The sequence below is a fragment of the Acidobacteriota bacterium genome (assembly GCA_038040445.1).
GTDB classification, from domain to species: Bacteria; Acidobacteriota; Blastocatellia; order UBA7656; family UBA7656; genus Onstottus_A; species Onstottus_A frigus.
Map to the genome: position 1 here is coordinate 17,142 of JBBPIG010000029.1, position 19,605 is coordinate 36,746.

The following is a 19,605-nucleotide window of genomic DNA, read 5'->3' on the forward strand; positions in this document are numbered from 1 at the left end:
GCATCCGCCTTTGCTTAGTCATACCGCTGTCATCGCGTCTCTTCTCGGCTGCATTATTCTAAAAGAACGAACTTTTCCGGAGTCCTTCATATGGAACAGCCAATCTGGAACTTCGAACAGGATCCTTCCGACGAACCAATGGACGAAACGAGCGTCAACCTGCGCGCTTATTTCGATCGTATGGCGGATGAAAAGATGCAGCAGTATTCACCCTCCTGGAGCGATGAGCAGCTAATTGAATGGGACGGGCACTTCCGCGATGATGGCAACTTCATGATGCTATGCTCGGAGCGGGACGTTGATGTGAGCGAGTATCGAAGAGTGTTGCAGGAGGCTATCCGCTACCGCGATCGCGTGCGCCCGGAGTTGAAGAGAGGCGCATGAATGCACTCTTCGTCGATTGCTGTTCGGCCAGGTGCTTGAGAGAACACCACCTGCCGACTCAATGGTTCAGTATTCACACAAGGCGCTGCGGACTGCATAAGCCTTATTGCCTTTGATCGGTCCTTCGGCGTTATGGCAGTCGTTGCATATGGCTGTCCGGGGGGCGCGTCGATGTTTGACGCTCGACTGCTTATGCAGGTCGTGACAGTTGATGCATGTTGGAAATTCGGATCCATAGAGCGCCACATCACGCACGTTGCGCATGATGTGTCTGTCGCCCGGGTTTAAGCTCTCATCGTCAGCCTTGGCAAAGTCGACCTCGAAGTCCTGAAACAGATTATCGCCCGCTACGAAGTTGTTCGGATACGGCAGACCGGTTGACTTCGACTTAGCCGTTCGCAGATGACACTGCGCACACGTTGAAGTAATGACTCTTGCGTCGCTTCTGCGTTTCTTGGAAAGTAAGACTAATGAGATGTCGTTGGTATGATCCAAGTCGACTACGCCGTGACATGTGTAGCAATCAAGCCCGAAGGCTGAGAACGACTTCGTCAAAGGGTCCACGGCGGTTGCGTGACAGCCTGCACAGCGACTGGCGAAGCGGTCCTTATCCCAGACAGGTTTCTCGGCTTCGATCCACTTCTGAACCTGGCGGCCGCTTCCGAGTTCGGCTTGGGTGCTGAGTATGGCGAACTTGCCGTAACCTTCTTTCTTCAAGAACCGCAGGCGGTGCCGGCTTCCCAGAAAGTATTCGACCTGAGACGCGATGGCTGACAATGCCGGCTGCCCTTTGAAAACATCTCGCCACTCTGCCGCGTCTTCCCGCTGGCGAATGGTGATGCCGTGCGTGTTCTTCTGCCAACCCGGCCCTATGTCGTTCCTGTGACAGAAGAGACACTCATCGCCATGAACAAACTCGGGAACCGGCTTTCCAACGTGATTGCCTCCCCATGCCGACGGATCGATTGTTTTTTGAGCAGCGAAGAGCCCGGGTTCGCGAAGCGTATTCACCTTCTTAATAACTAGCGGGTGGGGCTCGCGTAACGCCAGGCCGGACGTGTTTGACAAGAGCAGCGCCGCAAGAGCGATCACTATCAGCAAGGCGAGTTTGAAGCTTTTCAGCATAGCGGGTTTTTAGGATAGAGAGGTGAACTTCATTAGTCAAACAAGGGTAGTGCGCGGAATTCTCAATGGCTTCCTCGGGGCCGGGGTTTTGCAACCGCATATTGGGTAAGGTTCTGGTCTTTGGTTTGACACTTCAATACGCCGCCAATGGCCGCTCGTTGTTAACAGGGCGGGTGTGTTTTTAAGCTGGCTCTGCTTGTTTGAGGTCGAGCAAAATACCTACGCACAGCAGCGCCGACTTTGGGCTCTTGTACAATAAATCTGCAGCCGCTAGCATCTAGCAGAATGTAGGCTCTGTGCGACGCCTCAAAGTCGCGCTATAAGGGTCAAACGATAGAGCTAAAAAAAGACAGGCTGCGAGGCGTTGTGACTCAAGGTTCGGAACAAAGCGGTGAAAAAGAATCGCCGGACGGGCAGCGAGCCCAGATAGAGAAGGCTCGCTCGACCGGCACAACAGATTTGGAAACCGTTGTTGAATCACTTAGGGCTAAGCTAGCAGAGAGCAAGAAGGCCCTGAATGCTTTATCCGCGCAAGCAGCCGAAGGCGAGCAGGCGAAGGCAGAGCTAATTGCGCAGTTGACCGAAAAGGAGCGGAAGATTTCCTCATTGTCGGCACAGCTCGCCCAGAGTGAGCTGGAGCTTGAGAGAATAACCGGGACACTTGGTTGGCGACTGCTCAGGTCGTACGGCCAGATCAAATACCGTTACCTCTTGCCCGTGTATCGACTGCTCGGCTCGGCGACTCTTAGGCGAAGGGCGAGAACGAAAACACTTGTTGAACATTCTTCTTCTATCGACAAGTCGGCGAGGAACTCGCAGCCGCAGTTCGCGGTTGGCGGCGCCGTCGGGGCTGGGGTCGCTCAAACGCCGGTCGAGATTCAGCCGCTTGTTTCCGATTCTAATACCTATGACATTGTTTGCTTTCCAATCATCGAGTGGGACTTTCGTTTTCAGCGGCCTCAGCAATTAATGCTGCGCTTTGCTTCAGAAGGCCATCGTGTCTTTTACGTGTCTCAAACATTTGGAACGTCGGGCGAGCCATTCGCGCTCAGCGAGAAGTGCCACAACGTTTTCGAGGTATCTCTTTGCGGCCCTGAGCGGAATGTCTACAGCGAAGTCCTAACCGATCGCGTGCGCGATGTCCTGTTCGCTTCCATTGACGTGCTTCGACGCAAGTTGTCGTTGGGGGCCACCGTCGCGTTTGCGCAGTTGCCCTTCTGGTGGCCCCTTGTCGAAAAAACCCGCGCTGAGTTTAGGTGGCCGATTGTATACGACTGCATGGATTATCACGCCGGCTTTTCCACGAATCGCAGGCAGATGATCCGCCAGGAAGGCGCGTTGTTAAAATCCGCCGACCTTGTAGTCGCGTCGTCGGCGTTCCTGGAGAACGAAGCGAAGATTCACAATTCAAACGTGATTCTCGTGCGCAACGGCTGCGACTACGAGCACTTTTCTAAGGCGATATGGAGCAACGGTGAACGGCCAGCTATTGGTTATTATGGGGCGATCGAAGATTGGTTCGACTCTGATCTTGTCGCCGACCTCGCAGGTAGGCGCCCCGACTGGGATTTCATATTGGTAGGCTCAAAACTGTTTGCGAACACCAAGCGGCTATCGAAGCTGCCAAACGTGTCAATGCCCGGCGAGAAGCACTATTCAGTCATTCCCGACTGGCTCGGGCGTTTCGACGTAGCGATATTACCATTCAAGCGCATGTCGCTGACCGAAGCCACAAACCCGGTGAAGGCGTATGAAATCCTGGCCGCTGGAAAACCGCTGGTCTCGGTACCCATCCCTGAGATGGCGTCACTCGTACCATTGGTTCGACTCGCATCCACTGTCGACGAGTTTGAGAAAGAAATCAGTGAAGCGCTCGCAGAAGAACCCGGCGAGCTCAAAGAAAAGCGGCAAGCGTTTGCGAGATTGCATACCTGGGAGGAGCGATTTGAGATTCTTTCTTCTGCCGTTGGGCTGACCTCGTCGAAAGCCTCGATCCAGGATTAACAAACGTCGGTCACTTATTAGGCTGGGTAGGTAATTTCGGTAATGTTGATTCTAGGCGCGCCGACAAGTCAAAGAGGAATCCGTAGGAGCGTCTGACACTGCGGTTTATTCTCCCTCCTTCCGCTGTCATGCGCCCGGCCTCTGTACTAATGGTGAGGTAAAGCCGGCTCTGGTTTCCGAGCTTCTCTACATCAACTACAAATGCGCGCTCCTGTTTGTCCAGAAAGCGGGTCGTGACGGACTGTTTCGTTCCCACAGCCTCTTCAGTAAAGGCGAACTTTCCAGCCTCTACCATCATCGCCCTGAGAATCTGAAGCTGTTCTATAGAGAACGTGCCTGAGATGACATGTTCCTGGTCGTCGGACAGTACAAGACTGTAACGCTTTGGGTCTTCAGGCGTGCGAGTTAAAGTAAAACTGAAATCTGGCATCTCGGCTGCGCCGTCCGGTCGGGAAGGATTTTGCCCGCTACCATGACCGGCAGCCACTACCGCGACAAGCAAGCATGTGAAAAATGACTTCGACAGTTCTATTACCAGGTTTGTGCGCATAGAAATCACCTTTGGCGATGATATTAAACATCGCCACCGCGAGCAAGTTCTCTTTTCACGAAACAATTCGCCCGCACAGCGGAAACCAGTGCATCGCTAGTAATCGAGGTCCTCGCCTCGTCACCAACTTAATTCGAGCAACTCATGCCGAAGGGCAATCCCGCTCGGCGCTACCCCCGCGTTAGGCATCGCGGCTTTAACCACAACAACCAAGATATCAATCGATCTGTTCGAACTGCAATGCTCGATTCGCTATCCCGGCATTTCATACTAGCCACGCCGGACATATCACCTGCCGACGACACCTGTGCAAAATATTGACGCCACCCTTGCAAAATATCGGTTGACTTCTTGGGCAAAAAGTCATATTGTTCGCCCCGCTACATATTTGTCGATTATGACTTCTTCGTTCGAGAATTCGTAATCGTGGAGTGCTCGAATGTGTAGTGGCGACTTGAGCAGCAATTCCGGTAAGGGTATGACAGTCGGCTTCCGGGATTCTTTGGAAGCGCTCTAAACGTCGGCTGCTCAGGATCAGGAAAGAGACATACAAGGAGAAAGCCTTATGAAACCCCCTACTGGCTCAGAGTGCGCATACCATGCTAGCAAGGCGAAGAAGATCATTTCAAATACACGAATTGTTAGATTATTGACGCACCGAATCAGCCCTCTTGCGCGTCTTCGTTTTGCCGCCATAGCTTTGGTGGCCGTTTTTTTTCTTGTGACCAGCGGAATCAACTCCATGTTTTCGCGCGGTAGTGCGGTCACCGCGTTTGCAGAAAGTATAGACACCTTCTCGTCTCTTGATTGTACGACGCCAAAGGACTCGTGGAGTCTCGGCCAGACTGCCTGCGCGGTCGCGACAGGAGCGACGGGCACGCGGCGTATTGGGTGGTTTGCGCCCGATGGTACTATTGTGGATATAAGCGGTACCTTCACGAGCACCGGGACTGACACCTACGCAATCCCATTAACAGCCCAGGTTGGAACATGGATCGTGCGGAGCATCAACGTCGACGGTGACGCGACTGCGACCGCGACCTTCGTGGTTAGTGATCCCGATCAAGCGAAAGCTAATCTTTCGATCATTAAGTCTGGCCCGCTCCGGATTCCTTCTGACAGTGACATCGTATATAAGGTGACTGTATTCAACCTGGGCCCGGACCCAGCGCCAAATGTCCAGGTCACCGATGCAACTCCAGCTAACACCACTTTCGTTTCCGCTACGCAAGATCCTGGCCCAGGCCCGACCTTCACCTGTACGGGTGGGGACTGCTCGACAGGGCCGACAGGATTGCTAGCTGTAAATGAAAGTGTAAGCTTCACATATGTTTATCATGTAACCGCCGGTACGCCAAACGACACAGTCATCTCCAATACGGCCATCGTCTCCATGGCCGTAAGCGAACCCCCGACGGAGGAAACTAACCCGGCCGATAACAGTTCGACCGCCGAAGCCATTGTCACCAGTCCGGTCGCCAATCCTTGCACAATCAACTGCCCGGCGGACATCAATTTGGATAACAACCCCAACGACCCCAACCCGTGCGTTGCGGTCGCCACCTACACGGATCCTATTTTGTCGGGGAATTGCGCGGATCCCGACACCGGTCAAACGCCTGCTGTGGTCTGCAGTCCGCCATCAGGCTCGACGCTCCCTCTAGGAACGACTACCGTTACTTGCTCGGGCGGGACAGCTACTTGCAGCTTCACGGTGACATTAAATGAGACGCGGGCGGCCACTACGCCGACGATCGCTTGCCCGGGGGATATTACTGTTTCTGAAGAGTTCTCCGGCGCGGAATCGGCCACGGTAACGTATACCCCTACCGTAACAGGCAACTGTGTCGAAGTCGCCTGTACTCCGCCTTCAGGTTCTAGATTCAATTTAGGAACCACGCCGGTTACCTGCAGCGGCACGGACTCGTCCAACACCAGCACCGCCCTCTGCACCTTCAACGTAACGGTCAACGCTAGTCCCTGCGGGCTCGCCTGTGCGGATGATCAAACCGTTAATGAAAGCTCGCCAGGTTCGGGTACTGCCAATGTCACCTACTCAACAGCGACTGCAGTGGGCACTTGCCCAGCCCTGACAATCACCTGTACTCCGGCCTCGGGCTCTAGTTTCCCTGTGGGGCTGACTGTGGTTAATTGTACCGGAAGAGACGGGTCGAATAATTTGGTTGCCGGTTGCAGCTTCACAGTGAGGGTCAATAGTTCTTCTACTTGCGCAATCACGTGCCCGGCTAGCCCCGTTACTGCAAGTGAGAACCCCCCTAACTCAGGCTCGGCTACGGTCAACTACCCAGCGCCGACAACGGCTGGGAATTGTTCAACTCTTACATGTAATCCGGGGCCATCAGGCTCTTTCTGCTGTAATCCGCCTTCGGGCTCTAGCTTCGGGGTAGGTACTACGACCGTTAATTGTAGCGCGACAGACCCGGCGGGCAACACTAGTTCTTGTAGCTTCACTGTGGTGGTTACAGGCGGAACTCCCTGCGTGATCACTTGTCCGGTCAACATCAGTCAATCGGGCAGTGGGTGCGGAAATGTAGTGACTTATTCAACTCCCACCACAACGGGCAGTTGCGGTGGTGATCCTAACGAACCGCCTTTCCCACCTATCCCGACTTGCAATCCTCCATCCGGCTCCTTCTTCCCTGTGGGCACCACGACCGTTATCTGCTCCACAGATGTTGGAACGCAGTGCTCATTTACCGTAACGATTACTGGTACTGATACAATCAAACCGGTGATCAGCTTCTGTGCGGTGCCGAGCTTTGCCCCAGCAGATTCCTGTCAGGCTGTGGTGCCAAATGTGACGAGCCAAGTGGAGGCTTCGGATAACTGCACGCCAGAAAACTTATTGATCGTCACGCAGAGTCCATTGCCCGGAACGCTCGTCGGCACTGGCACGACAACGATCACTTTGACGGTCACAGATGCCAGCCTTAACTTTATCACCTGCATGACCACGTTCACGGTTACCGAATCAATTCCGCCGACGGCAGTGTGTCAGCCCTACACCGCAGTGCTGGATGCTACCGGCAATGCTTCGATCACCGCGGCTAATGTAGACAATGGCAGCAGTGATAACTGCGGCGTTATTGCCTCGCGGACCGTGACGCCCAACACATTCACGTGCGCAAACAAGGGGCCGAATACGGTGACGCTGACGGTGACAGATCCGAGCGGGAACAGTGCTAGCTGTCTGGCTACGGTCACGGTGGTAGACAACACACCGCCGACGATCACCTGCCCGGCCAGCTTTACTCAATCTACCGACCTGAATCTGTGCTCGGCAGTGGTGAGCTTCTCTGCGACGGCGAGCGATAACTGTCCGGGCGTAACTTACAGTTGCACCCCCCCATCTGGCTCAACATTCCCGAAGGGGCCCACGACTGTTAATTGCACTGCAACTGATGCCGGCGGCCTTACGTCGTCAGCCTGCTCGTTCACAGTAACGGTCAACGACACGCAACTGCCGGCGATCGCTTGCCCGGCCAACATCGTGGTCGAACCCACCTGCCCGGACGGCGCGGTGGTCACTTATACCGCACCGGTAGGCACAGACAACTGTCCTGGCGCTCTGACGATACAGACAGCAGGGCTGGCCAGCGGTTCGACTTTCCCGATCGGGGTGACGACAACCAATACCTTCAAGGTTACCGATACGTCTGGCAATTTCGTGACCTGCAGCTTTACGGTGAGGGTGAAGACAGCGGCGGAGGTGATCCAGGATCTGATCACTCGGGTCCTGGCGCTGCCCTTAACCGGACAACAGAGTCAGGGATTGGTTTCCAAACTTCAAGCGGCGCTGGATGCCGTGAACACCGGTAAGACTAACGTCGCCTGCAACAAGCTCGCTGACTTCATCAGTCAAGTTACGGGCTTTATCAATAACGGAACTCTTACGTCAGCTCAAGGACAGCCGCTAATTGTCTCGGCTGCGAAGGTCCGGAATACCCTTGGCTGTACGAACCTTGGCTGCACGTAGCAAACAAGGGCCCTGCGCGGCAACGCGTATGGCTGTGGGAGGGACTTGGGATCCAGCGTGGGTCGGCGGCCTTGTCGTCTATTGATTGTAGGCTGGACGACGGCAGTGACGGCGCGAGGAACTTCAGGTTCAGGTAGGGGAGAATCGATTTCTACATGGAGCGTCGGTTCTCAAACGAGGCGCCTGTACAACCCGACGTAATGAGTGGGGTCAGTCCTTAGAATCCGTCTATAGGAGTAGAGGGGTCGGGACGAAAGAGAAAGATTTTTAGCTTAACAGTTTGAAAAACTCAAAGGAGATCAGTTTATGACCAAGATGAGACTAATGCTCAATATGCTTGCAGTCTTCGCCGTGTGCCTGCTTTGCAGCTCAATGGCCCAGGCGCAAGCGTGCCGAACTTGGGTATCAGGTGTCGGCGATGACGCCAATCCGTGCAGCCGCACCGCGCCGTGCAAGACTTTCGCTGGCGCCATCTCGAAGACCGCCGAGGGCGGCGAGATCGACGCGCTCGACCCGGGCGGATTTGGCTCGGTCACGATCACAAAATCCATAACCATTGATGGGACTTACGGAGCAGGATTCGGGTCGATCCTGGCCAGTGGAGTCACTGGTGTAATTGTCAACGTGACGACCAATGCAGCAACTTCTAAAGTCACCCTCCGCAATCTCTCGATCAATGGAACCAACGGTCCCGGAACATGTGCTGCAGGAGTACACGGCATCAGCTTTATAGCCGGAAAATCCCTGCATGTACAGCACTGCGACATCTTTGGTTTCGGCCAGAACGGCATTAACGTGAATAAGACGCTTGATGGAACAAACATAACTGTGCAAGACACGACCATCAGGGAATGCACCGGATCCGGCATCAGCGTTACCACCAGCGTTGGAAATGTCGCCGCAGTCATTACCGGTGGTCAGATAGACAAGTGTGGGGTGGGGGTTTCATCGGCAACTAACGCTGTAGTCACAATTTCACACAGCAACCTGGCGCTGAATACGACAGGAGTAAATACAGCCAGTAACTCGCAAACTAATGTTACCGACACGCTATTTGCGAACCATACGACTGGCATCAATGTCGTCTCAGGCGCGACTGTGCGGGTGAACAATGATATCTTTGCGAATAACCTCACAGGGATACAAAACGCGGGTACCGTCAACTCCGCCGGCAATAACAAATTCATGGGGAACCTTGCCAACACAGCCGGAGCCGCATTTGGAGCCGCGCTTGCAGTGCTATAGCGCGGTGCACGCCATCTTCTCGCTTTGCCCCATCCGCCACCTTGCCGTGGTGGATGGGCATCCTTGTTTATTGTTGGACGATGGGCGGTTCCAGGACAAGGGCGGGCGACGAACTTCTTTGAAAGTGAGTTATGTCCGTTCGACAAACATCTGCTGGTAGCAACGACTTTCTGTCTGGCTCTGGGGGGAAGCGGATTAAGCTATTTTTCCTTTTGAGCGAACGGCTGTTCGGGGGGGCACTTTCACTTACCAGGCTCGTCCGTCAGTTTTGGCAGCACCGATTCGATGCGTGACAGCAGGTCGAAGAAGGATCCCCTCCTCTCGCCTGGTACCCGGCTGGTTTTCCCGCCTTCACAGTCACGCGGCCTCTCTCTGTTTTGAACCTTCTGAGTCATTGCCCGACCCCTTTGATGTTGACGAAGGTGACTAAGGAGGAAGGCGGCGACGGTTCTTGTAGTGAGTACCGTGTATTCAATGGACATCGGCTGCAGCGAAGAGCATTTGCCTGTTTCTGGTGCGACCCGCTTTCAACTGCGTCCTAATCTATTTGAGCAACCCCGAAAGCCAATGCATGACGTTGAGAGCCAACTGCCGGTTGTCATTGCCGGAGAGGTTCATTCCAAAGCGAAATCCGCTCGGCGCTACTTGGGCCGTGAGCATGGCGGCCTCACTCAAAATAACCACGCGCCCTTTGCCGAACTCCAGTGCTAATCCCTGAGCGCGACCGGCGGCAGAGACGGTCTTGTGATCAGGCGCCGGTTCGTCGGGGGAGCTCGGCTTCCGATCCGGGGGCAAAACGTCCATTGCGGTTGAGCCTAATTTTAGGAGCAGGACACTTTCGGGCGGTCCTTTGACCGAGGTGCCGCTGAAGGTTATGATCCGATTGATTCGCTCAGTATCATCCCGTCCCCGGGTGATAGGGTGCTCGCCCAGGAGCCCGTCTTCTCGGCTAAAAAGGAGCTCAGTCTGATCTCCCGATTCCTTATTGTAGTGTAAGGTGTCGAACGTATGGCCGATGGTGAGCTCAACGCCGAACCGTTTGGCGAGCGCTGTGGCCGCCGCGCTGAACGGAGCGTGATCGGTAATCAGCAATAAAGCACCCCCCGCATCAACCCAGTCGCGCACGGCGTCACACTCCGCTTCGGTGAACGCCGCTGCATCTCTCCGCCCTCGTGGACCGGATGCATTGACTATCACCAAAACTTGATGGCCCTTGAGCGTGCTCTGGGAGAATCTCTGGCCGTTAGGCACAACTCTGTAACCGTCGCCGGTTATCAGATCCGAAAACGGTTTGTAGCGGCCCGCGGAAGTATCGGTGTTTTCGTGCGCCTCGTCGAAGAGCACATTCGGAGAATCTGCCAGGTATGCCCGATGTGCTACTTTCGCGTCGAAGGCCGGATCGCTCCCCGGTTGAGCGCCAGGCGGACTGCTGGTCTGAAGGTCAAACGTACCCGACCATCTCCCCGCTAAGACTTCTCCTCGAGGACCTGGCTTTTGCCGCGTAACAACCCACGTTCCCCTTGAGATTTGGGTGCTTCCCTGAAAGCCCTCCACGGTCCCGCGCAGGCGGTCGCCAGTGAGCTTACCCCTAAAGCGCAGTTCGATTGCCAGCACATTGGTGGTGAATGTGACCTGGTTACGAGTGACCTTGAGATCGCGCAACACGTTCGACGGTTGCTGCCCAGGAGCAATGATCCTCGCGTCACCTTTCCACAGCGCTCCGTTGCGAATCAACGTCAACTCAATGCCTCCCGAGGTCTGAGCAAGCGTCGCCGTCCAGCCGCCCAAGGCTGATAAGATCAGTGTTAGTAATGTCTTTTTCATTTTTCTTGATCGTCACCTCGACGTGGTTGGTAGGCCCGCAAGCACCTCTGCACCCGCATCGCCCAGTAGCATACTAGCTGGCCGGGCCGACCCCTGACAAGAAACCCATTATGCACATCGTCGCCACTTCAAACCACAGGGCGATGGAGATGTGAAGGCGAAAAAGGCGTGTAGCGGTTATGTACCGCTATCCTTAGCCAGACAAATGCGTTCTCTTTTGGAATGCTTTTCTAATTGTGCCGGAGCCACCGCTTTTAGCGGTTCAGTTTGGATTTCAAGTTTTAGCTTGCGCTTGCAATCAGCAGCCTGAAGGCTCAACTCTCAACTTACCTAAACCACTAGCCTCTGTCACTAAACCACTACCCTCTTGTGCATTTAGTAGCGGCCCGCTAGCATTTGTCTTCTGATGCTCAATGGCCGGCACTAATGGGCCCTGTCGCGAATCAACAAGAGTCTAGGTTCAATAATCTGGTATGAACTGACTCGGTATGGTCGGCTTAAACGCCGCTATTGTTAGAGCTATGACTAGCAATCCACTGGTTTCTGTCATAATAATTTTCTTTAACGCTAGGAAATTTTTCCGTGAAGCTACAGAGAGCGTCTTCGCGCAGACTTATGATAACTGGGAATTGTTGCTGGTGGATGATGGCTCGACCGATGCCGGCACAGACATCGCCCGGCATTACGCTGAACAACACCGAGGGAAGGTTCGCTACTTTGAGCACAAAGGTCATCAGAATCGAGGCATGAGCGCTTCGCGTAACCTGGGAATCAGTAACGCAAAAGGTGAATATATCGCTCTGCTCGACGCTGATGACGTGTGGCTGCCGAACAAACTGGAACGCCAGGTGACTATCCTTAGCTCGCAGCCCCAGGCCGCGATGGTCTATGGGTTATCAGAGTACTGGCACAGTTGGAAGGGGAATCCTGAAAATGGGCAACGCGATTTTGTGCCGGAGCTTTCCGTTGAGTCCGACACTCTTTTCGACCCGCCTGCGTTGGTCACGCTCTCGTACCCGTTGGGAAGCGCCCCTACGCCCTGTCCCTCTGATCTCATGTTCCGCCGCGAGATGGCAGAGCGAATAGGCGGATTCGAAGAATCATTCCAGGGCATATATCAGATGTACGAAGACATAGCCTTCCTGACAAAGGTATACCTCGCGGAAAGAGTGTTCGTAGCGAGCGAGTGCTGGGACAAATATCGCCTGCATCCGGATTCGTGCCATTCAGTCGTCAAAGGGGCGGGACATTATCACCAGGTGCGATTCTTCTTCTTAAAGTGGCTTAAGAAATATCTGTCCAAACAAGGTGTCGAAGATCGTGAAATCTGGCTGGCTTTCCATAAGGCGATGGAGCCTTATTGGGCAAACCGCCATCCGTTTGCGAACCGCCTAGCCCCGATCTTGAATCGTATGTTTGGGCGCAACTTGCATCTGGTGAAGAGTGGCAAACAGAGTATGGTTGCACCGACGAATCTGAAGCCTGCGATTGAAACCAACGATAGCGCCGCACCATCATACGAAGGCTATCACGACATAGGGGACTGCGAGATTATCCACGGCTGGGCCTGGGACTCGAACCACCCGGACTTGCCTCTTGAGGTTGACATCTATGACGGCGACCGACTGCTCGCCACGGTCACAGCAGACGAGTACCGCAAGGACTTGCATGATGCGGGTAAGGGAAGTGGAGAGCACGCGTTCAGCTACAGGGTGCCGGCCAGTTTGAGGGATGGAAGGGCGCACAGCATCAGGGTGAGGGTCGCCCTTACCGACTTCGATCTCGGATCTACTCCCAAGGAAATCAATTGCGAATTGCAGATAGTTGCCGACATCAGAGCGCTTAAAAACAAACTTCGCGGGCAGGCGGCTAAAATAGCGGCGAGGACGCCCCTAGGAGTTCGTCGCTGGGTAATAGTTCGATGGCAAAGCCTTGAGTACATCCCGCCGGCCGGGCGTGTGCGCTTTGGCGACCTGAGGCGCGTGACTCCGATAAGCCGAGTGTGGGGATTCGACCGCGGCCGCCCCATTGATCGCTACTACATTGAGAACTACCTCAATCGCCACACTGACGATATTCGAGGGCACGTTCTGGAAATAGGCGACGACACTTACACTTATCGATTCGGCGGCGATCGTGTTCGCAAAAGTGACGTGGTTAACGTGGTGGAGGGTAACCCGAAAACTACCATCTTGGCAGACATCACATGTGCTGATCATATTCCGTCCGACACTTTTGATTGCATACTCTTCGTGCAAACTCTTCAACTCATCTTTGATGTGCGGGCGGCGATCAAGACGCTTCACCGCATACTCAAGCCCGGTGGAATCCTTTTAGCGACATTTCCGGGCATCAGCCAGATCAGCGACCAACTTTGGGGAGATTACTGGTGTTGGAGTTTCACAACACTGTCAGCGCGGAGGCTGTTTGCGGAGGTCTTTTCCGAGGACAAGCTTAAGGTGGAGGCCCACGGCAATGCGCTGGTAGCGATCAGCTTTCTCGAAGGACTGGCGGTTGAAGAATTGCGGCAGGAAGAATTAGACTATCACGACCCCGGCTATGAAGTGTTGATAACGGTCGAGGCAGTGAAAGCATAAAGTCGTAAAGACATGCGCCAGAGCAGATTGCGGCCAGCGGGGTTTTTCTCGACATCCAGGTTGCATCCAGGAATCTCATCCTGAGATACCAAGGCGTTGACTGGCATTGAAGAAAAGTTATGGTGCCGCGTCGTGAAAGAGCGCGAGATAGAGATATATATTCGGGGCCTCAATTATTCCTCTTTTGACGCGCTGGAGATCAGCGGCACTCAAAGTTGTCTGGGCATTCGCCCGCAAGCAGCCTAGCTGAGTCGTATGTTTATGCCGAGTAAACTTGTGTGAGTGATTATTCCCTGCTACAACCAGGCTCATTTCTTAAGCGAAGCGATTGAAAGTGTACTCTCTCAAACTTACCCCCACACCGAAATCATCGTGGTTGATGATGGTTCAACGGATAACACCTCAGAGATAGCCGCCCGCTATTCGTGTGTCCGCTGCGTACGCCAGAGCAATCAGGGCCTGGCGGCGGCGCGCAACAGAGGGCTCAGCGCGAGTAAAGGGAGCCACCTGATTTTTTTGGACGCGGACGATCGCCTTGTGCCTGATGCTATTGAATACGGCTTATGCTGTTTGAATGCTCACCCGGAATGCGCTTTCGTCGCCGGGCACGTCAGGCTTATTGCCTCTGACGGTTCACCGCTTCCTACCCCGCCGCAGCCCTGCGTAAAGAGAGAGCATTACCTCGAGACGAGTTCATATCAAGCACTGGTTCCCTCTGATCGAAAGCGAGGAGAATGAGATTAGGCGATGCAGCGAAAGTATAATGCGGATGATATATTTATCGGTGGCCTCCCGACAATATTTTACAGATACGAGGCTCGTGTTTATACTTTGATTCGCCCAATAACCTATCGCCTATGTCGTTGAGGATATGGTTCTGCTATTGAGTATCTGGAATAGGGAGTTTCAAAGATACACACACCCTGTCTAATCAGATGAGCACTGCTAAGACCAAAAAAAGGGACGGCGCGGTTGATGACGCGCCGTCATACGAAGGGTATCACGACATAGCGGACTGCGAGATAGTCGAGGGCTGGGCCTGGGACGCCAGCCGCCCGAACTTGCCGGTCAAGGTAGACATCTACGACGGCGACCAGTTGCTTGCAACCGTGACCGCCGACGAGTACCGCAAGGACTTACAGCAGGCTGGCAAGGGAGGTGGCAGCCACGCGTTTAGCTACCGGGTGCCGGCGAGGTTGAGGGATGGGAAGGCGCACTTCATCACTGTGAGGATATCTGATACTGATTTCGACCTTGAGTTTACTCCTAGGGAATTCCAATCTGCGCCTGTAATGACCATTGACAATCTTTCACCTCATCAAAACGAAACAATCTACGATGACCAATTCTTTGATAAGATCACGGACTCCGCTTTAACTTCGGCGCGAATCATCGTCCCCTTACTGCTGAATTACATAGACCCCAAAAGCGTGATAGACATTGGCTGCGGGCGGGGCGCATGGCTAAAGGCATTCCAAGAGAATGGCATCACAATCGTACGAGGGCTGGATGGCGACTATGTAGACCAGTCGAAACTATTAGTTAATCAGGCGAATTTTACAGCGACAGACCTTAGCGAGCCATTTGATGTAGACGGGCAATACGATCTAGTTGTTTGCCTCGAGGTTGCAGAACATTTGCCTGCCAGCTCCGCTAAACAATTGATTGCCACTTTGACGAAAGCCGTCCAATTAGTTCTGTTTTCGGCGGCGATCCCTTATCAGGGCGGTGACGGCCATCTAAATGAACAGTGGCCGGAGTATTGGGAATCGCTATTTGAAGAGTATGGATTCCGAAGACTCGATCCCATTAGGCGGTACATATGGCAAGACAAACGAGTTGCTCCCTGGTATCAACAGAACTTATATCTATTCGTCAGCGACGTCGCTATCGCAAACTCAGAAATCCTAACAACAGAGCAGCAGCGTGCGCGCAATCAGCCGGTTGAATGCGTCTGCAAAGACATTCTCAATCATCTAGTGCGGCTCTCATCTCGGATAGCGGCAAGCGAACGGAGGGTCGAGGCGCTGATGGCGAAGTTGACAGGCAAAGAAAGAATCATTGGTGCACGAGATGAGGAAATCGAATGGCTCTCCGCACAGGTCGCCGAAAGGCAAAAGACCATTGTCGCGCAGGAACAAAAGATTGCACATCTCTCCTCTCAGAAGGCAGAAAAGATAGAGGCTTTGCCTAGTTTAGAATCCGTTTCGGATGCGAATAGCGACGCGCCGAAATACGAAGGGTATCACGACATAGCGGATTGCGAGATTATTCACGGCTGGGCCTGGGACTCTAACCACCCGGACTTGACTCTCAAGGTGGACATCTATGACGGCGAACGGCTGCTCGCCACCGCCACGGCAGACGAGTATCGCAAGGACTTGCAGCAGGCGGGTAAGGGAAGCGGAGAGCACGCATTCAGCTACAGGGTGCCAGCCCGATTGAAGGACGGTGAAGCGCACAGCATCAGGGTAACAGTCGCTGCTACTGATTTCGACCTCGGATTTACACCCAAAGAAATCAAATGTGTCTCCGAAACGGCTACTGAAAGACGTATATCGAATGTGGAGCAGAGCCTCGACCCGGCGCGCGCGGGCCACCTCGCGGCTCGTGCGCTTATCCTGATGTATCACAGCGTTGGCGAAGTCAAATCAGACCCCTGGTCGCTGTATGTGGCGCCCGGCCACTTTGCTGAACAATTAGAGGTTCTACGAAAGAACTATCACCCTATAGGATTACGGCAATTAACTCAGGCGCTTCTGGATGGCGGCATTCCAGACAACGCGGTGGTCATCACATTTGATGACGGTTACGCAAACAACCTGTATAACGCCAGACCGTTGCTTGAGCGATTTGATGTGCCTGCAACTGTCTTCATGACTACGGGAAACATCGGTCGCGAGCGCGAGTTCTGGGATCACGAGCTGGAAAGGCTATTGTTGCAGCCCGGCACTTTGCCGGAAGTGCTGCGATTGAGAGTTAATGGGAATGCTTACGAATGGAAACTGGGTCGAGCGGCTCACTACAGTGAAGACGACTATCAGACTAATCTCAAGTGGAGGGGCTGGGAGACGTATAATCCGACGCGTCGCCATACACTCTTCCGCTCGCTTTATGACTTGTTGCTTCCTTTGTCTAGCGGTGATCGTCAAAAAGCAGTCGATGATTTGGTTTCGTGGGCGGGCGTTGAAAGGGCGGGCCGGGCAACGCACCATCCTCTTTCGCTCGACGAGTTAATAACTCTGGGTGATTGTGAACTGGTCGAGATCGGCTCTCACTCGGTGACGCATCCGGTGTTCTATCATCTCTCACCGCCATTGCAGCGAGGTGAGATTCACCAGAGCAAAGCTCATCTGGAAGAGATACTGGGTCGGGCGGTGACCAGCTTTGCGTATCCCTATGGCTGTTACGTCGAAGAGACGGTCGCCATCGTTCGGGAGGCAGGCTATACTTGTGCCTGCTCCACGGTTGTTAACCCTGTGGAGTCAGGCGCAGACCCGTTTCAACTGCCTCGAATTGAAGTGCACGATTGGAATGGTGAAGAGTTCGCTGAACAGCTATCGCGCTGGCTCCAGGTTCGCTCCATCTCTGCGAGGCGCGAGTCACCGCAGTAGAAATATTTTGTTTGTAGCCGTTCGACCCGGCTTATCTAAACTCATTATGCCGATATTACGACTCGCGGCGTAAACCAGCGGAGTTGGTTGTCTTGCACGCAGCCCGCACTGGGTGGTTATTTTCGTTCGCTGACAAGGAATAATGAAGATCGCCGTTCTGACTCCCACTATACCTGAGCGCGAAGTGTTCCTCAGAGAATGCATAGAGGCAGTGCGCCGCCAGACTTTAAAACCTTATGTGCACGTCATAACGATAGACTTCGGTCGGGTCGGCCCCACACGGATACGAAACGGGATGGCCGCAAGCACAGACGCGGATTGGCTCGCGTTTGTGGATGATGACGATCTGATTGATCCCGAACATCTGGAAGTGTTGGCAAGACACTCAGTCGGATTTGACATCATCTACTCAGACTGCCGCGTGGTAGGAGCCGAGGTGCCCTGGAAGGTACGGCAATTCGATTTGCAGGCAGTGAGGCAGGCTAATTACGTACCGATCACCGTGTTGATGCGGCGAGAATTATTCCTCGAGCTGGGCGGGTTTCATTTAGATCGCGGACCAATTGGCGAGGACTGGGACTTGTGGATTCGCGCCGGTGAAGCCGGAGCACGGTTCCGGTTTGTGCCTCAGGTCACATGGACGTACAGGCTCCACAGCGGCAGCCGCACGTTGTTGTCGTCTTCCGAGCAGGAATTTGCCGGTCAAACTCGTTCCACCAGTGCAGAGTTTGAAGCGCAAGTCGCCGATGCTGATGCGGCCCGAAAGGAGTTAATGAAGACGAGCACGGATGGCGCGAATCAGACGGATCTTGACTCGCCGTTGCCTCTCATCCTGGCTAGAGAGACAGTCATAGATAATCAGCGTCTCGGACTAAGCAACGGGATTGAATACTGGAGCCGCACATACGATGGTGGAGATACAATCGTCAAACAAACTAGTCTGGATTTGGCAGAGCGCGAAGCCTACTTTCTTTCGCAGTTGACCGGCGAGTATTTCCCGCGAGTGAGGGATAATAAGTCAGAAGATGGATATTCAGTGATCGTGATTGAGGGAATTTACGGTGTTCCTCTGTCAGAGGCAGTGGCGAGCATTAATTCTCGCCCCGCCAGCTTGCTCAACTTTATCTATCATTGTTTGAGCGCGCTTGCCGAGTTAAAAAGTAAAGGGATCATCCATCGAAATATCTGTTTTGAGAATATTTTCGTCAGGGATGAGAAGCCGATACTGATTGACTTCGCTCAGGCTATCTCCGAGAGACGACCTTTCACGGCCACAGAGCACTTAGGCGGCTACGGCAGACCGCCCGACGGAGGTTTTTGTGACGTTTATTCGATGGGCAAAGTGATCGAGCGAGTAAATCGCCACCGTCACCTCTCATTCGATCCCGTGATAGAGTTGATGACGGAGTTGGATGCTTCGTTAAGAATTACAGACTTGAAGACACTACGGATGCTCTTTACGCACGCGATCCAGCGGCCCGCGAAAAGGAAACAAAAACAATGAGGACTATAGATACTTGTGAACAGTCCGAAGATCATCAAAATCCCGAAGCATACGACCTGACAATTCGCCACCTTCTGGATCAAATTTCGAAGCGGAGCCAGCGCCTCAATCTCTTGAGGATGGAGCAGGAACGGCTGACTCAGCAGATCGCAGTGAAAGAGCAAGCAATAGAGGCGCTGAGAAAACAACTGACAGACAAAGAGAGAGTTCTTCTCGCGCGCGACGAGTCAATTGCTTCTCTATCGACCCGAGTAGCGGAAAATGACGACATCATTGCCGAGCGGAATAACGCGATAGACTGCCTCCGGGACGTATTGGCCAAGGCTCAACAGGCTGCGTCAAATCAACTGGTCGAGCGCGAGCGAGCTGTGCAATCGCTTTCGGAGCAGCTGGAGCAAATGCAGAGTGCTCTCGACGAAAAAGAGAAAGCCGTTCGGGCCGGGGTTGAAGCGAATCAATTACTGGAATCACAAATAGAATCGCTTTCGGCAGAACTGGCTGGGCAGCAAGAAAGAGTTTTAGAGCTTGCAGTGCAGCTATCGGAGAGAGAGGAGGCGGCGCGGAATCGTTCAGCGCAAATCGAGGAGAGAGAAAGAATCATTCGCGAAACGAAGGAGTCGATTAACTATCTGGAAAGCGAGCTGGCTGATTCCCAAAAGAAGTCGGCTGATTCCCAAAAGAAGTCGGCTGACTCCCAAAAAAAGTCGGCTGACTCCCAAGAGAAGTTGGCTGACTCCCAAGAGAAGTTGGCTGACTCCCAA

Annotated in this window: 13 protein-coding genes; 8 read left to right on the forward strand and 5 right to left on the reverse strand. The window is 53.7% G+C overall.

The features are described 5' to 3' along the window. Nucleotides 1-90 precede the first annotated feature (90 nt). Nucleotides 91-384 (forward strand): hypothetical protein, encoded by a 294-nt coding sequence (locus AABO57_24260; protein ID MEK6288844.1) that lies wholly within the window; start codon nucleotides 91-93, stop codon nucleotides 382-384. Nucleotides 385-450: 66 nt separating this feature from the next. On the opposite strand, the gene AABO57_24265 is transcribed toward AABO57_24260, so the two are convergent. Beyond that, nucleotides 451-1,509, reverse strand: a complete 1,059-nt coding sequence (locus AABO57_24265) for a hypothetical protein (GenBank protein MEK6288845.1) — start codon at nucleotides 1,507-1,509, stop codon at nucleotides 451-453. Nucleotides 1,510-1,875: 366 nt separating this feature from the next. Here AABO57_24265 and AABO57_24270 point away from each other — a divergent pair, with 366 nt between their 5' ends. Then, complete coding sequence (locus tag AABO57_24270; GenBank protein ID MEK6288846.1) at nucleotides 1,876-3,513, forward strand: glycosyltransferase; 1,638 nt, start codon at nucleotides 1,876-1,878, stop codon at nucleotides 3,511-3,513. Nucleotides 3,514-3,523: 10 nt separating this feature from the next. On the opposite strand, the gene AABO57_24275 is transcribed toward AABO57_24270, so the two are convergent. The 3 genes from AABO57_24275 to AABO57_24285 all read right to left on the reverse strand — a co-directional run bounded on the left by AABO57_24275 (nucleotide 3,524) and on the right by AABO57_24285 (nucleotide 6,034). Further along, the gene (locus AABO57_24275; protein MEK6288847.1) at nucleotides 3,524-4,063 is read right to left on the reverse strand and encodes a hypothetical protein; all 540 of its coding nucleotides are present in this window, start codon (nucleotides 4,061-4,063) and stop codon (nucleotides 3,524-3,526) included. 1,335 nt (nucleotides 4,064-5,398) lie between these two features. Beyond that, nucleotides 5,399-5,626, reverse strand: coding sequence for a hypothetical protein (locus AABO57_24280; GenBank protein ID MEK6288848.1), 228 nt, complete (start codon nucleotides 5,624-5,626; stop codon nucleotides 5,399-5,401). Between the two features lie 48 nt (nucleotides 5,627-5,674). Then, nucleotides 5,675-6,034 (reverse strand): hypothetical protein, encoded by a 360-nt coding sequence (locus AABO57_24285; protein MEK6288849.1) that lies wholly within the window; start codon nucleotides 6,032-6,034, stop codon nucleotides 5,675-5,677. A gap of 847 nt (nucleotides 6,035-6,881) precedes the next feature. On the opposite strand from AABO57_24285, the gene AABO57_24290 reads away from it, so the two are divergent. Then, complete coding sequence (locus AABO57_24290; protein MEK6288850.1) at nucleotides 6,882-8,060, forward strand: HYR domain-containing protein; 1,179 nt, start codon at nucleotides 6,882-6,884, stop codon at nucleotides 8,058-8,060. A gap of 306 nt (nucleotides 8,061-8,366) precedes the next feature. After that, nucleotides 8,367-9,305: a hypothetical protein gene (locus tag AABO57_24295; GenBank protein MEK6288851.1), complete on the forward strand. Its 939-nt coding sequence runs from the start codon at nucleotides 8,367-8,369 to the stop codon at nucleotides 9,303-9,305. A 543-nt stretch (nucleotides 9,306-9,848) separates the two neighbouring features. On the opposite strand, the gene AABO57_24300 is transcribed toward AABO57_24295, so the two are convergent. Continuing rightward, nucleotides 9,849-11,129 carry a hypothetical protein gene (locus tag AABO57_24300; GenBank protein MEK6288852.1) on the reverse strand — a complete coding sequence of 427 codons (1,281 nt, stop codon included), beginning with the start codon at nucleotides 11,127-11,129 and terminating at the stop codon, nucleotides 9,849-9,851. Nucleotides 11,130-11,650: 521 nt separating this feature from the next. Here AABO57_24300 and AABO57_24305 point away from each other — a divergent pair. The 4 genes from AABO57_24305 to AABO57_24320 form a co-directional block, all read left to right on the forward strand. Further along, the gene (locus tag AABO57_24305; GenBank protein ID MEK6288853.1) at nucleotides 11,651-13,726 is read left to right on the forward strand and encodes a glycosyltransferase; all 2,076 of its coding nucleotides are present in this window, start codon (nucleotides 11,651-11,653) and stop codon (nucleotides 13,724-13,726) included. Nucleotides 13,727-14,835: 1,109 nt separating this feature from the next. After that, nucleotides 14,836-17,340 carry a polysaccharide deacetylase family protein gene (locus AABO57_24310; GenBank protein ID MEK6288854.1) on the forward strand — a complete coding sequence of 835 codons (2,505 nt, stop codon included), beginning with the start codon at nucleotides 14,836-14,838 and terminating at the stop codon, nucleotides 17,338-17,340. A 142-nt stretch (nucleotides 17,341-17,482) separates the two neighbouring features. Further along, a complete protein-coding gene (locus AABO57_24315) occupies nucleotides 17,483-18,844 on the forward strand; it encodes a glycosyltransferase (GenBank protein MEK6288855.1) in 1,362 nt (453 codons plus the stop codon). A 314-nt stretch (nucleotides 18,845-19,158) separates the two neighbouring features. Further along, on the forward strand, nucleotides 19,159-19,605 hold a 447-nt coding region (locus tag AABO57_24320), incomplete at its 3' end, for a hypothetical protein (protein ID MEK6288856.1).

What these genes read in the sequence shown, in the direction of transcription:
- AABO57_24295 (MEK6288851.1), top strand. Translation starts at nt 8,367, where the DNA reads ATGACCAAGATGAGACTAATGCTCAATATGCTTGCAGTCTTCGCCGTG.
- AABO57_24275 (MEK6288847.1), bottom strand. Translation starts at nt 4,063, where the DNA reads ATGCGCACAAACCTGGTAATAGAACTGTCGAAGTCATTTTTCACATGC.
- AABO57_24300 (MEK6288852.1), bottom strand. Translation starts at nt 11,129, where the DNA reads ATGAAAAAGACATTACTAACACTGATCTTATCAGCCTTGGGCGGCTGG.
- AABO57_24305 (MEK6288853.1), top strand. Translation starts at nt 11,651, where the DNA reads ATGACTAGCAATCCACTGGTTTCTGTCATAATAATTTTCTTTAACGCT.
- AABO57_24315 (MEK6288855.1), top strand. Translation starts at nt 17,483, where the DNA reads ATGAAGATCGCCGTTCTGACTCCCACTATACCTGAGCGCGAAGTGTTC.
- AABO57_24265 (MEK6288845.1), bottom strand. Translation starts at nt 1,509, where the DNA reads ATGCTGAAAAGCTTCAAACTCGCCTTGCTGATAGTGATCGCTCTTGCG.
- AABO57_24260 (MEK6288844.1), top strand. Translation starts at nt 91, where the DNA reads ATGGAACAGCCAATCTGGAACTTCGAACAGGATCCTTCCGACGAACCA.